This window comes from Rhizobium sp. SEMIA 4085 (assembly GCF_013004495.1).
Lineage (GTDB): Bacteria > Pseudomonadota > Alphaproteobacteria > Rhizobiales > Rhizobiaceae > Rhizobium > Rhizobium gallicum.
In genome coordinates, this window is record NZ_JABEPH010000152.1 from 1 (window position 1) to 13,046 (window position 13,046).

General features: G+C 60.4%; 14 protein-coding genes. 5 read left to right on the forward strand and 9 right to left on the reverse strand.

Annotation, left to right across the window (positions count from 1 at the left end; all coding sequences use genetic code 11):
- On the forward strand, window positions 1–229 hold a 229-nt coding region (locus C9413_RS32740), incomplete at its 5' end, for a hypothetical protein (protein WP_210263524.1).
- Window positions 230–304: 75 nt separating this feature from the next.
- Window positions 305–784, forward strand: coding sequence for a class I SAM-dependent methyltransferase (locus tag C9413_RS16505; protein WP_040115166.1), 480 nt, complete (start codon window positions 305–307; stop codon window positions 782–784).
- A gap of 264 nt (window positions 785–1,048) precedes the next feature.
- On the opposite strand, the gene C9413_RS16510 is transcribed toward C9413_RS16505, so the two are convergent.
- Window positions 1,049–1,927 carry an FkbM family methyltransferase gene (locus C9413_RS16510; protein WP_040115167.1) on the reverse strand — a complete coding sequence of 293 codons (879 nt, stop codon included), beginning with the start codon at window positions 1,925–1,927 and terminating at the stop codon, window positions 1,049–1,051.
- Window positions 1,927–3,645, reverse strand: a complete 1,719-nt coding sequence (locus C9413_RS16515) for an adenylate/guanylate cyclase domain-containing protein (RefSeq protein WP_040115169.1) — start codon at window positions 3,643–3,645, stop codon at window positions 1,927–1,929. The genes C9413_RS16510 and C9413_RS16515 overlap by 1 nt, the downstream gene beginning before the upstream one ends.
- Window positions 3,646–3,945: 300 nt before the next feature.
- On the opposite strand from C9413_RS16515, the gene C9413_RS16520 reads away from it, so the two are divergent.
- Complete coding sequence (locus C9413_RS16520; RefSeq protein ID WP_040115171.1) at window positions 3,946–5,034, forward strand: glycosyltransferase family 4 protein; 1,089 nt, start codon at window positions 3,946–3,948, stop codon at window positions 5,032–5,034.
- On the forward strand, window positions 5,031–5,810 hold the full coding sequence (locus C9413_RS16525) for a polysaccharide deacetylase family protein (protein ID WP_170250645.1): 780 nt from the start codon (window positions 5,031–5,033) through the stop codon (window positions 5,808–5,810). Before C9413_RS16520 ends, C9413_RS16525 begins: the two co-directional genes overlap by 4 nt.
- Here C9413_RS16525 and C9413_RS16530 read toward each other — a convergent pair.
- Both C9413_RS16530 and C9413_RS16535 read right to left on the reverse strand, forming a co-directional pair.
- Window positions 5,792–6,622, reverse strand: coding sequence for an MBL fold metallo-hydrolase (locus C9413_RS16530; protein ID WP_040115174.1), 831 nt, complete (start codon window positions 6,620–6,622; stop codon window positions 5,792–5,794). The two genes, C9413_RS16525 and C9413_RS16530, sit on opposite strands and share 19 nt — an antisense overlap.
- A gap of 388 nt (window positions 6,623–7,010) precedes the next feature.
- Window positions 7,011–7,778, reverse strand: a complete 768-nt coding sequence (locus C9413_RS16535) for an SDR family oxidoreductase (RefSeq protein WP_040115177.1) — start codon at window positions 7,776–7,778, stop codon at window positions 7,011–7,013.
- A 119-nt stretch (window positions 7,779–7,897) separates the two neighbouring features.
- On the opposite strand from C9413_RS16535, the gene C9413_RS16540 reads away from it, so the two are divergent.
- Window positions 7,898–8,422, forward strand: a complete 525-nt coding sequence (locus C9413_RS16540; RefSeq protein WP_040116520.1) for an N-acetyltransferase — start codon at window positions 7,898–7,900, stop codon at window positions 8,420–8,422.
- Here the strand turns inward: C9413_RS16540 and C9413_RS16545 are convergent.
- From C9413_RS16545 to C9413_RS16565, 5 genes are all read right to left on the reverse strand, one after another.
- A complete protein-coding gene (locus tag C9413_RS16545) occupies window positions 8,419–9,135 on the reverse strand; it encodes an ABC transporter ATP-binding protein (RefSeq protein ID WP_170250646.1) in 717 nt (238 codons plus the stop codon). The genes C9413_RS16540 and C9413_RS16545 overlap by 4 nt on opposite strands.
- Window positions 9,116–9,880, reverse strand: a complete 765-nt coding sequence (locus C9413_RS16550; protein WP_040115181.1) for an ABC transporter ATP-binding protein — start codon at window positions 9,878–9,880, stop codon at window positions 9,116–9,118. Before C9413_RS16550 ends, C9413_RS16545 begins: the two co-directional genes overlap by 20 nt.
- Window positions 9,877–10,887 carry a branched-chain amino acid ABC transporter permease gene (locus tag C9413_RS16555; RefSeq protein ID WP_040115183.1) on the reverse strand — a complete coding sequence of 337 codons (1,011 nt, stop codon included), beginning with the start codon at window positions 10,885–10,887 and terminating at the stop codon, window positions 9,877–9,879. The genes C9413_RS16550 and C9413_RS16555 overlap by 4 nt, the downstream gene beginning before the upstream one ends.
- Before the next feature lies 1 nt (window position 10,888).
- The gene (locus C9413_RS16560) at window positions 10,889–11,752 is read right to left on the reverse strand and encodes a branched-chain amino acid ABC transporter permease (protein ID WP_170250647.1); all 864 of its coding nucleotides are present in this window, start codon (window positions 11,750–11,752) and stop codon (window positions 10,889–10,891) included.
- A 201-nt stretch (window positions 11,753–11,953) separates the two neighbouring features.
- Window positions 11,954–13,046, reverse strand: a 1,093-nt coding sequence (locus C9413_RS16565) for an ABC transporter substrate-binding protein (protein WP_170250648.1), incomplete at its 5' end; no start/stop codon positions are given.

Below are 13,046 nucleotides of genomic sequence, written 5' to 3' on the forward strand. Positions count from 1 at the left end.
CCGCCATTTTGCCGGTCGTGTAGCGTCCGGCCTCGCCCGCCTGCGGCGGTCCGGCGATCTATGCAAGCGGCAAAATCCAGCCGTCGCGCCGTGGCCGGTAGTTTCCAGCATCGGTCACGTCCTCGAAATCGGTGAAGACCGGCACTGGCGCGAAGAATTGTTGAGCCGGAACGGCATTCATGATCCGACCTTATCACAGACGCGTGTCGCCGCGGCAACCGCATTTTGATTTACGGTGGTCGACTTTGCGCAGTTTCATGTGATAGCACCGGATTGCAAAAGTGAATGACGGACAAGGACATAGATGAGCCGACTCGACAGCTTCATCCGCCGTTTGACGGCTCAGCGCGACATCCTCAATTCCATCTGTGATCTGGTGAAGGAGACAGAAGGACCGGTCTTGGAGTTCGGCCTTGGGAACGGCCGGACCTACGATCATTTGCGCGAGCACTTCCCGACCCGCCGCATAATCGCATTCGATCGCGAGGTGCATTCCTATTCGGCCTCGACCCCGCCTGCCGACGACATGGTGACGGGCGATATCCGCGAAAGCGGCCAGGCCTTCATCGGTATCGGTGCAGCACTTGCCCATGCCGATATCGGGACGGGCCATGACGAGATTGACGCAATAACGCTGACCTGGCTGCCGCAGCTGGTGGCCGGCGTTCTTACAAGGGGCGGCGTCGCCGTCAGCGGTCTACCGCTCGATTGGCCGGAGCTTGAGCCGCTGCCGCTGCCTGACGGCATCAAGGAAGGACGGTATTTTCTCTACCGGAGGAAATAAGCCTGCTTAGGTGCGCAGGTTTCCCGCGCCGTGGCCAAAAGCCCACTTCCTGCGCAGCTCGGTTGTGCATTCGATGAGGCGCCTTCGGTCCGGTCGTCCGCACCGATGACAAGCAGGAGACGACGGTCAAAGACGTCATGTCGCCAGCAATGCGGCAAGCGGGACGCATAACCCACGCTTGCGTCGGCTTCGGTCGTCCTTGCTGGCCTCAACGGCCATCAATCCCTTGCCATGCATGCACGCCGGGGGGCCGCAAGCGAGGGATCAAGGCAGCAAGAGGACGTCGTACTGATCAACGCCGCCTGGCAGGTCGCCGACCTTCATTTCCTGCTCGCCCTCCTCGAAGAAGACGACGCAATCCTCATAGCAGCCGGCAAGCATCGTTACGAAATCGCGGGTCTGTTCGGGGCCGTAGAAAATGGGTGTGAATTCCATGTAGAGCGGCACGCGCCGCGACATCAGCGGAGCCATGGAGCGGCAGGCGACAGGTTCGTAGCCTTCGATGTCCATCCACACGAGGCTGACGTCGTTCGGATTGAGACCTGCCTCGCGGAGGATGTCGCTCACCGGCTTTACCGGGACGCTCACCTTCATATCCGATGAACTCTGTCGAATGGCGCTGCTCTTTCCATGGTTCGTGGCGTTGAGAAAGAAGTCGATCTCGCCTGCAGTCTCGCCTGCGGCGCAGTTGACGAGCGTGACCGTCTCCTCCAGCCGGTTCTGGCCAATGTTGGTTTGCAGCAGCTTGAAATTGCGAGGATCAGGTTCGACGCTGACGATGCGCGAACAAGCGTTGCTCAGCGCGAAATAGACCGTCTGCGTGCCGATATTGCCGCCAAGCTCGAGCAGCACGCCGTCCTTTCGCAAAAGGCCGCGCTCGCGCAGCACCGCCAGGAGCCGGTCGACGTTCCCGCGCTCGAAATGCCCCTTCCGGAAGACTTTGCGGCCGATATAGTCGGATGGCGAAAAGGTCATCAGATGATCGCCGGCATCAACGGTCATGGAAACGACCCGCGGGCCGATGTTCTCGATAAGCAGCCGCCGGCCGAAGCGCGTGTCGAAGAAGCGGCTTGCCACGGCGTTCCGCGCTCTGCGCAGGCGCTTTCGCCAGTATTTTTTTGATCCCAGCGCGTCAACGGCCATCAGGCTTTCCCATTGAGCGGCCAACCCGCCCGTTCCTTGTGGATCACATAGACTTTCAAAGGCAGCGCCCGGCCGCGCACGCTGATGTCGCGGCTTTCGATGCCGCGCATATCGGCGCCCGACAGATCGGCCACAGGCTCGGAAATGACGAGCGCTGCACCGAACTCCTTGGCGGCGTTTTCAAGGCGGCTGGCAACGTTTACCGTGTCGCCGACGGCGGTGAGATTTCGCACCCTGCCGTACCCCATCGTCCCGACGACGGCCGGTCCAAAATGAATGCCGATCGCGATCTGAAGCGGTATCGTCAGTTCATCGGCGAGTTCGGCGCCGAGTTTTTCAATTTCCGACGTGATCGTTTCGGCCGCTTTCAGCGCCTGGCGGCAGGCCTCGCCGGGCGAAGCGCCGATGCCAAAAAGGGCCATGGCGCCGTCGCCGATAAACTTGTCTATCCGTCCGCCGGCTTGTTCCACTGCCTTGCCGACGAGGGCGAAGTAGCGGTTGAGCAGGAAAACGATGTCGAAAGGCAGTCGCGTTTCCGTCAGACTCGTGAAATTGCGAATGTCACAGAAAAGCACGGCAATTTCACGCTCCCGGCCAGGACTTGTTTCCTGCGTGTTGGCAGGAAGGGCCGTTTCGGTCGCAGGGATCAGAAGTGGCGCGACGGTGATGTCATGGTCCGGGCGCAGCTGACAGGCGAGACGCACGTCCGGCGCCGCATTGATGCGCTCGAGTGTCTTCTGCTCCAGTTGATCAGGTTGCGGCAGGCGTTGGTAATCGCCGAGGATCTGAACCCGGCAGGTGGAGCACTGTCCCTTGCCGCCGCAGACCGAGTAGTGGGGCAGCCCGCCGAGACGGCTCGCCTCCAGCACCGTAAAACCGCGTGGCACCTTGATCGTCTCACCCCCCGGATAGTGCACGACAATCTGGTCAGTGCGCTCCTTCCACTTGCGGCGGGTGCGCGCGGCGACGACGGACAGAAGCGCCAGCGAGAAGCTGCCATAGAGCCCGGCGCGTATCATCACGATTTGCCGCTGGGCGTGAGGGTCGGAATAATAGCGGGTATTCAGGTTTTCCTGATAGCGCCCGGTATCGACAAGACCCTCATAGTCCGGCTCGGCAATCGTGCGGCCCATCTCGATAAAGCCGAGCAGCGAAAGCACGGGCAGCAGGATGGCAAGGGCCAGAAGCAGCGGTGCGAGACCGTCGTACCAAGGCCGGTAGCGCAGCCAGAAATGCAGGCCGATGCAGCCGTGGGTCCAGACGACGATCAGCGCGACTGCCTGCCGGATGCCGTTGCCGAAGGAGAGGATCCACAGCTGGCGAACGACCGTTTCGTAGTTGTCGGCATACCTGTAAAGTTCATGGACGATACGGGTTCCGATCACATGATCGATCAAGAGCAGCGGGATGGCGAGGCCGAGCACGATCTGGGCCATTTCACCGTTTGGCATGACCAGGCTGCGACGCATGTATAGCGAGCGAAGCACCAGCGCGATGTGAATGAAGATCGCGCTGTAGAAGATCAGCGTGCCGAACGGATTTCGCCAGAGGGCGACAAACAGCCGTCGGCCGTCATCGGCAGCAGCGACGGAAATCAGGCCGAGTGCATGGTTCGACAGGTGGAGGACCACGAAAGTGAACATGACAAGGCCTGAGCCGAGCCGGGCGCGCCGGATGTTGCGCCCCGAAAAAATGCCTGAATCCGCGATGGTTGCCATTCATTTCCGTTCTTGACGTTCGCCTGCATATGCCGGAAGTCGGTTAACTTTAGATCGTCTTTGCCTAAATCTGAATCCGCCACCAGTTCGAGACTGGAGCGTGATCTGCGGAAAACCGTTTCACAGCTTCGAGGATCATGCTCTAGAGATGTTGAGGTGAAAGCGAAATGCCCTCTTCTCCAGCCACGATCACATTCCATATGTTGATCAGTAACTTTTAAGGAAACGGACAATAGCGGTCATTTTTGCGATAGGCTGGACGGGCGGCGCAAGAAAGCGCTTGTTCAACGGAGCGTCCTGATGCGGATTGCATTTTACGCGCCGCTGAAATCCCCAAACCATCCGACACCATCCGGCGATCGCCTGATGGCACGGCTGCTTGTCGAGGCGCTGCGTCGTTCCGGTCATTCGGTCGAGATCGCCTCCGAGTTCCGCAATTTTGCGCCAACTCCCGAGGCAGCAACGATGCTTGAAGGCGAAAGGCAGGCGGAGCTTTTCCGGCTAAAAAGCACGTGGCGCCGTGGACCAAAACCGCATCTGTGGTTCTGCTATCACCCGTACTACAAATCGCCGGATCCTTTCGGACCGGTGCTTGCGGCCGAATTCGGTATTCCCTACGTCACTGCCGAGGCGTCCTATTCCCGCAAACGCGATGCCACCGGCTGGGCATCGGCGCAGGCGACGGTTGCGGCGGCAATCCGGCAGGCGGCGGTCAACATCGTGCTCACTGAACGCGACGGGGCAGGGATCAGGCAGGCTGTTCCCGAGGCCCGTCTTGCTTCAATCAAGCCGTTCATCGACACCGCATCGATCAAAAACATCGATCTGCGGCCGGATTCGAAACGGCTCGTGACGGTCGCCATGATGCGCGCCGGCGACAAGATGGCGAGCTATAAGGTGCTGGCTGCGGCACTGCGCGTGATCGAAGACAAGGCCTGGACGCTCGGCATCATCGGCGATGGCCCGATGCGGGCGCAAGTCGAGGCGCTGTTTTCGGATTTCGCGCCCGCCCGCATCGATTGGCTGGGCGAACGCAGTGCGTCAGACGTCGCAAGTCTGCTCGCTCGATCGGGAATCTATGTCTGGCCCGGTTGCGGTGAAGCCTATGGCCTTGCCTATCTCGAGGGGCAGGCGGCCGGCCTGCCTGTGGTGGCGCAGCGAACAGCGGGCGTGCCGGCGGTCGTTGAAGACGGGGTGACAGGCATATTGACGGCAGATGGCGATGTCAGCGCCTTTGCCGCCGCCACCGGCCGCCTGCTGGACGATCCGGTGCGACGCCAGGAAATGGGTGCGGCGGCGCGGCACTTCGTGCTGGAGGAGCGATCGCTGGAGTTCGCCGCCCTGGACCTCGACAGAATACTGAAACGATACGCAGGAGTTGAACCTTGAGCGGCAGTTCGACCTGGAAACCCCTTCGTGAGGAACTCGCGCGCTGGCGGGAGGCTGGAAGAGTGGCCCGCTTCTGGTGGCGCGATGACGATGCGATCGAGCCGACGGCGGCGCTCGACAGATTGCTCGGCCTCTCCAGCGCGCATGAGATCCCGGTGACCGTTGCCGTCATCCCGGCAAAGACCGGTCCAGCACTTTCTCAACGGCTTTCGGGTGCGAGCGGGGTCAGTGTTGCCGTGCACGGCTGGTCGCACGAGAATTATGCGCCGCCGAAAGAAAAAAAGCAGGAACTTGGCCGACACCGGCTGGCCGAGGCCGTGCTTGGCGAACTTTATGATGGCTTCCTGACGCTGAACCGGCTGCATCCGGCCAGGTTCATTCCCATGCTGGTGCCGCCATGGAACCGCATCGACGGCAGCCTTGTTGCCAAGCTCCCGGCACTTGGTTTCGAATGCCTGTCGACGTTCGGTCGGGCGACCGCGGAGGCGGCGATCCCGCTCCTCAACACCCATATCGATATCATGGGACGGCGAGCGGCCGGAAAGGGGCCGCGCGTCGGCCGGCCGCATGACGAAATTGTAAGCGAACTTGTGGGAGAACTGCAGGACCGCTTCGAAGGCCGAAACGAGCCGGTCGGTTTGCTGACCCATCACCTCGCGCATGACGAGACGGCGTGGAAATTTACCGAAGCATTTCTCTCGGAGGCCAACAGTCATCAGGCGATTTTATGGAAACCGGCAGCTGAGCTGCTGAAAGATCAGATGTCGACGACCTGATTGTCACGCGCGGCGAAGGCGCCGGGGAATGCTGCCTGGGCATTCTTTTCCATCTGGCCAAGCTGCTCGTCCGTGCGCGAAGGCGCGTGATGGAAGAGCGCGAAGCGTTTCGTTCCTGCCTTTTTGGCCAATTCGATGCCGTGCTGCCAGGTCGAGTGGCCAAAGCCCTTGAAACGCTGCATCTCGTCTTCGTTGTAGGTGCAGTCGTAGATCGCCAGATCCGCATCCTTCATCAATTCCAGAGACACCGGGTCATAAGTGCCGGGGATATGCTCGACGTCGAATACAAGCGCGACGATCCGGCCGCCCCACTCTATGCGATAGCCGATCGCCCCGCCTGGATGGTTCAGCTTGTAGGTCTTAATGCGCACACCTTCGCGCGGAGAAAGCATGTCGCCGGCATGGAAATCGCGGAAGTTCATCGTTGCCTGGCAGATATCGGTCTTTACCGGAAACCAGGGCGGGCTGATGAACTGATCGACCATATCCTTGGTGCTCATCTTGCCGTCGAGATGGCCGGACCAGATGTTGAGACTGATCGAGGGATAGTAAATCGCCTTGAAGAAGGGCAATCCAATGATGTGGTCGTAGTGACAGTGGCTGAAGAACAGATCGACCTGCTTGACGCCTTCGTTGAGCATCGCAAGCCCGGCCTCGCGCAGCCCGGAGCCTGCGTCGAAGATCAACCGGTGGCCGCCGCAGCGCAGTTCGATGCAGGTGGTGTTGCCGCCGTAGTGATCGAATTCGGGGCCCGATACCGGGATGCTGCCGCGAACGCCCCAAAATTTTACCTGAAACTGATCGTTACTCATGGTTCTTCAAAATCGGGCTCCCGCACAGCGCTATCGTAATCATAGTTTAACCCTGATGCGAAGTGCGGAATTCCGCGGGGGTGCCTCTATCTTGCCTATTCTCCCAATCGCTAGCAGCAGAAGGAGTAGATTTTCCTAAGGCAGCAGGAGTTGGTCCGAAAGCAGCCGGATATGGTTTGCTTTGCGTAAACGGAAATGCCCGAGTCTGAAAGCCGGCGGACATCTCCTGTTCTATTAGGTGGCTCTTCCGGGGCGAAAATACAATTCTCCACTTTCTAATCCATCTTCGCCGGATTGAATGTCACAAGATTGAGGTCAAACGATTGCAAGGCCGTCCTATTGGCAGATCCACGGAATCTTGCCGGTTGCGTTCGCGCAGCCGGCAATACTAGAGGCTGGCGGCGATGCCGCCATCGACCATCAGCATATGGCCGTTGACGAAAGAGGAAGCGTCCGAAGCGAGAAAGACCGCCGCGCCGACCAGTTCCTCGACATTGCCCCATCGGCCTGCAGGTGTGCGCGTCTCCAGCCAGGCGGAGAATTTCGGATCGTCCACCAGCGCCTGGTTGAGCGGCGTTTTGAAATAGCCGGGGGCGATCGCATTCACCTGCAGGCCGTACTTTGCCCAGTCGGTCGCCATGCCGCGGGTGAGATTTCTGACTGCACCCTTGGTCGCCGTATAAGGAGCAATGCCCGGCCGGGCGAGTTCAGCCTGGACAGAGGCGATGTTGATGATCTTGCCCCTGCCGCGCCCGATCATCGCCTGCGCCACGGGCTGGCTGACATAGAAAATGCTTGAGACATTGGTCTTAAGCAGTTCATCCCACTTTTCGATCGGGAAAGATTCCAACGGCGTTCTAAACTGCATTCCGGCATTGTTGACGAGGATGTCGACCGGGCCGATCTCGCTTTCGATATAGGCGACGCCTTCGCGCGCGGCGGCAGCATCGGTCACGTCGAAGGCGACACTTAGCGCATGCAGTCCTCTCGCCCTGATCGTCTCTGCTGCAGCTGCCGCCTTCTCGGCATTGCGGCCATTGATGACCAGGCAAGCGCCGTGTTCTGCAAGGCCGAGGGCCAGCCCATAACCGATGCCCTGGCTGGAGCCGGTAACAAGCGCTCGGCGGCCGGTGAGGTCGAATAAGGGGAAAGACAAGCGGGGCGCGCTCCTTCATTGCGGTGCCTGATTGAAGAGGAGTCCTTGGTTCGATGCAAGCATCGTTTTGACGCAAGGCGCTCCGGTCTGTTATGTGCGGCACTGCAATGGAGTTCATCATGCGCATCCGCAATGAGACAAAAGCCGATATTCCGGCGATCCGCGAGCTGGTCAGCACGGCGTTTGCCGGCAAGGCCTACAGCAGCCGGACCGAAGCGGCAATCGTCGATGCCTTGCGCGGGAACAGAGCGCTTTCCGCCACGCTCGTTGCCGAAGATGGAGGCCGTATCGTCGGCCATGTCGCGTTCTCACCGGTGATGATCAACGGCAGGGATTTGGGCTGGTACGGCCTCGGACCAATCGCGGTAACACCCGAAAGGCAGGGCGAGGGAATCGGTACTGGCCTGGTGAAGGTCGGACTTGCAGCCATCCGCAAACTCGGCGCCCAGGGATGCGTCCTGCTTGGCGATCCCAAGTATTACGGCCGGTTCGGCTTCAAGGCGGATGCTCGCCTCAGGCTTGCAGGTGTTCCGGCCGAATATTTTCAGGCATTGTGCTTCAGCGGTGAAATGCCGTCCGGCATGGTCACGTATGACGCAGCTTTCGACATAACGACTGACGAGGCGCCACGCCACGTGACCTAGTGCAGCCCGCCAACCCCGAGCAGACGTTCCACGGCGGCGTGATCCATCGACAGCGCTTCGGGCGTGCCGGTCCACGCAAGGCGTCCCCGTTCTAGGATGATGACCTGATCGGCGAAGTCGAGCGCGCTCTGGATGCGTTGTTCGACAAGCAGGATCGTCATGTCGCCGGTCTTGGTGAGTTCGGAAAACGCGGCCATCAACTCTTCGCAAATGATGGGTGCGAGACCTTCCAGAGGTTCGTCAAGCAGCAGAACGGAGGGGCGGCCGAGAATCGTGCGGGCAGTCGACAACATCTGCTGCTCGCCGCCGGAGAGTTGGCCGCCGAGATTGCGGCGGCGCTCCTTCAGACGTGGAAACATCGCGTACGCCTCTTCGAGCGACGCCTTCGGCCGGCCTTTGAGGCCGACGAAGAGGTTTTCCTCAACCGTCAGCGTCGGGAAGATGCAGCGCGCCTGCGGCACATAACCGAGCCCTTGACGGGCGCGAGCGGAGCTGGCCATGGCGGTGAGGGCTGCGGAGCCGAGGCGGATGCGGCCGTCATAACGCCTGGTCTGTCCGGCAAGCGTCGCAAGCAAGGTTGTCTTGCCCATTCCGTTGCGGCCAAGGATGGCAAGGCGGGCGCCTGCGGGCACGGCAAACGAAACGTTTTCGAGAACGCGCGTCGGCCCATAGCCAGCGGAGAGATTGTCGACCTCAAGCGGCGTGGCTGGCATTGGCATAGCTCCCGAGATAAGCCTCGCGCACGCGCGCATCCTTGGTGACCTCGACCGGCGAGCCGTCGAAGATGATGGTTCCCGCTGCAAGCACGATGACACGCCTGGCGAAGCGGAACACGAGGTCCATATCGTGCTCGATCATCAACACCGCGAGATCGGCCGGCAGATCGGCGAGCGCCTGCTCGATCCGGGCGGTATCGCTTTGCGGCACGCCGGCAGCAGGTTCATCAAGCAACAGCACCTTCGGTTTCAGTGCCGTGGCGACGGCAATCTCGAGGAGACGCTGCTGTCCATAAGCAATTTCACCGACCCTGCGGCACATGAGATCGCCAAGGCCGAGTGCGCCGAGCAGATAGGTGACTTCTGTCATGAGGTCCGGCATCGCGAGAAAGTTGCCGAACATCCGGCCAGTCAGTCCGTCACGCTGCAGGATCGCAAGCGCGACGTGTTCGGCCGGCGTCATATCCTGGAAGAGCCGTGTGACCTGGAAGGAACGGACGAGGCCGCGCCTGACGCGGCCCGCCGCACCAATTCTCGTCACGGTCTCGCCACCGAGGCGGACATCGCCGGCGTCCGGCGAAAGGTTGCCAGTGACGAGATTGACGAAAGTGGTCTTTCCAGCGCCGTTCGGGCCAATGAGCGCGACGCGGTCACCTGCTGCCAGCGAGATCGATACATCGTTGGTTACCACGAGGCCACCGAAGCATTTCCTGAGATTGATGACTTCGAAGACGGGGCTCATTGCGCAGTCTCCTTCCGACGCACGAAAAAGGAAGTTGCGGTCCCATAAAGGCCCTTCGGGGCGAGGAGGACGACAGCGACCAGTAACGCGCCGACCATCGTCAGCCAGTGGAACGGGTTTGCAGCCGAAACATAATCTTCGAAGAGCATGAAGATGACGGTGCCGGAGAGCGCACCGAAAAGCGAGCCGGTGCCGCCGAGAACGAGCATCACGAGGCTTTCGGCCGAAAGCGTGAAGGAGAGGCTGTCGAGGCCGACCACCTGTGTGGAGATGGCATTGAGGGCTCCACCGACACCGGCGACGGCGCCTGAAATCACATACATCTTCATCAGCGCCGCTTTCGGCGAGGCGCCCATGGCTCGGATGCGCAAGGCATCTTCCTTGATCCCGCGGCAGAGCATGCCAAAGGGCGAACGCACGACAAGGCGCAGAAGAATGAAGACGACAAGCAGCAGGATCACCCCGAAAACATAGGCGGTATGGCCGTAAAGGTCGAACTCGAAGGTGCCGAAGATTGGATCGGCCGAGATGCCGGACAAGCCATCGCTGCCGCCGGTCCAGGATGATGCCTTGTTGGCGAATTCGTGGAAGAGGTTGATGAGCGCGATCGAAAGGACAAGCTGCGGCAGTCCGTGGGCACGCAGGATGACGATGCCGCAGACGAGGCCAGCCGCAGCGCCACCGGTGATACCGGCAAGCGTCATCAAAAGAGGATCGGTGATGCCGTAATGGGCCGAGACGATGCCCGCTGCATAGGCGCCGGAGCCGAAGAGTGCTGCATGGCCGAGCGTCGCCACGCCGCAATATCCGGTGACGAGATCAAGCGAGAGAACGAGCAATGCGATTGCGATGACGCGCGTCAGCAGCGCAAGGTTATCCGGAAAGAGTAAATAGCCGATGCTGGCGAGCGCGACGATTGCGGCAATGCCGGCTGTATCGCGCACGAAAAAGCGATTGCGCCGAATGGATACTGCTGTCGTAGTTTGCGTGTTCATGGCGAGCGTCATCCTACTTCACCCTTCCGGCAAAGCCGCGCGGAAAAACGCAGATGATTGCAATGACGGCGAGATAGAAGAAGAATTCCCCGTATTCCGGCATCAGATAGCGGCCCGTGGTGTCGATGCCGCCAAGAACCAGGCAGGCGATCAGTGCGCCGGGAATCGAGCCTGCGCCGCCGACCGAGACAACGACGAGGAAAGTCACCATGTAGCGCAGCGCATAATAGGGCTCGACCGGCAAGAGCTCCGCGCCGACCACGCCGCCAAAGGCGGCCAGGCCGACGGCGCCTGCGAAGCTCAGTGCATAAATGATCTCCGTGCGCACCCCAAGGGCGGCGGCCATGGCGGCATTATCGACGGATGCGCGCAGTTTTACGCCGAAACTGGTCTTTTCGATCGTGTACCAAAGGGCGCCGGCGACCGCGAAGCCGCAGAAGATGGCAAAAAGCCGATGCACCGGAATGGTGCGGAAGCCTAGATCGGCGGAGCCCCGCAGGCCGTCTGGCAATGGGATGGTTTTCAGCGTCGGCCCCATGACGTAGTTGGCTATGCCGATGATGCAGAAGGTGATGCCGATCGTCATCAGACCCGGGGTCAGTTCCGGCGCGCCGTAGATGCGCCGGTAGAGGAAACGTTCGACCGGAATGGCGATGACGATGGTTCCAGTGACGGCGACAAGAACTGCGACGCCGTAGCCAAGGCCAAGATCGCGCGCTGCATAGGAGGCAATGTACCCGCCGATCATGGCGAAGGCACCGTGGGCAAGGTTGACGACCCGCATCAGGCCCATGGTGACCGAAAGGCCGATCGAGATCACGAACAGCACCATGCCATAGGCAAGCGCGTCGACGGCAATGCTGAAGACAGTCTGCATGAGGCTCGTGTGTTCCTTATCTCAGCAGGTGCTGGAGCCCGCTCTGCGTCGTTGAGGGCGACGTCCCGCCCCATCACCTGCCGGAACCTTCTCCCTTGCCGGGAGAGAAGACTTGCGGTTTGCGCCATATGCCCTTTCGCCGACAACGGGGATGGGCTGATGGGTGGTCCGAGCGATCGCCTTTTAAGCAAGCCTTACTCCTTACTTTGTCGCCGCCAGACCTGGATCCCCCTGCTTTTCAAATGTCTGGATTTCCTTGTTGATGTATTTGCCGTCCGCATCCTTGGCGACTTCGCGCAGATAGATGTTTTCTGTGATGTGGCGGCTTTCGGGATCGATGGAAACGGGGCCGCGCGGGCTCATCCAGGAAAGGCCCTTTACCGCTTCGACAGCTTTTTCAGCATCCTGCTTGCCGCCAGTTGCCTCGATCATCTTGTAAATGACGTGCATGCCGTCATAGGCCCCGACGGCTGGGAAAGTAAGTTCGGCCGGATTGCCGAGTGCCTTGCCGGCGGCTGCAACGAAGGCCTTGTTTTCGGGCGAGTCATGCGAAACCGCGTAGTGGTATGTCGTCAATATGCCGAGAGCGGCCTCGCCGAGCGCCGGAAGGTCGGATTCCTGCGTCAGGTCGCCGGTCGCAAAGAGTTGTATGCCGGCGGCTTTCAGGCCATTCTCGCTATAGGACTTCACGAAGCCAAGCGTCGGCGGACCAGACGGCAGGAATGCAAAGACGCCCTCAGCACCCGAATCCTTGATGCGCTGCATGATTGGGCTGAAATCGTTGGTGGCGAGTGGCATACGGATCGCTTCGACGATTTCCCCGCCTTGCTTTTCGAAGCCTGCCTTGAAGGCGTTTTCAGCATCGACCCCCGGACCGTAGTCGCTGACAACCGAGATGACCTTCTTAATGCCTTTGTCGAACGCGACCTTGGCCATTGGCATGGCAGTTTGCCAAAGGGTGAAGGATGTACGAACGACCAGAGGGCTTTTGGTGACGATCGCAGAGGTTGCGGCGTTCATGATCACGAGCGGCGTATTGGCCTGTTTCAGGATGGGCGTGACGGCCATTGCGTCAGGCGTGAAATAGAACCCGGCCAGATACTGGACTTTCTCCTTGACGACGAGTTCCTGGGCAAGCGCCTTGGACTTGGCCGGATCGGCGGCCGGCAAGTCGCGATAGATGATTTCGACGGTATTGTCGCCGATCGTGGCGCCATTCGTTGCCATATAGGCGTCGATCCCGGCCTTGAAGTTCTTGCCTTGCAGCGCGGACGGACCCGCAAACGGCCCAACG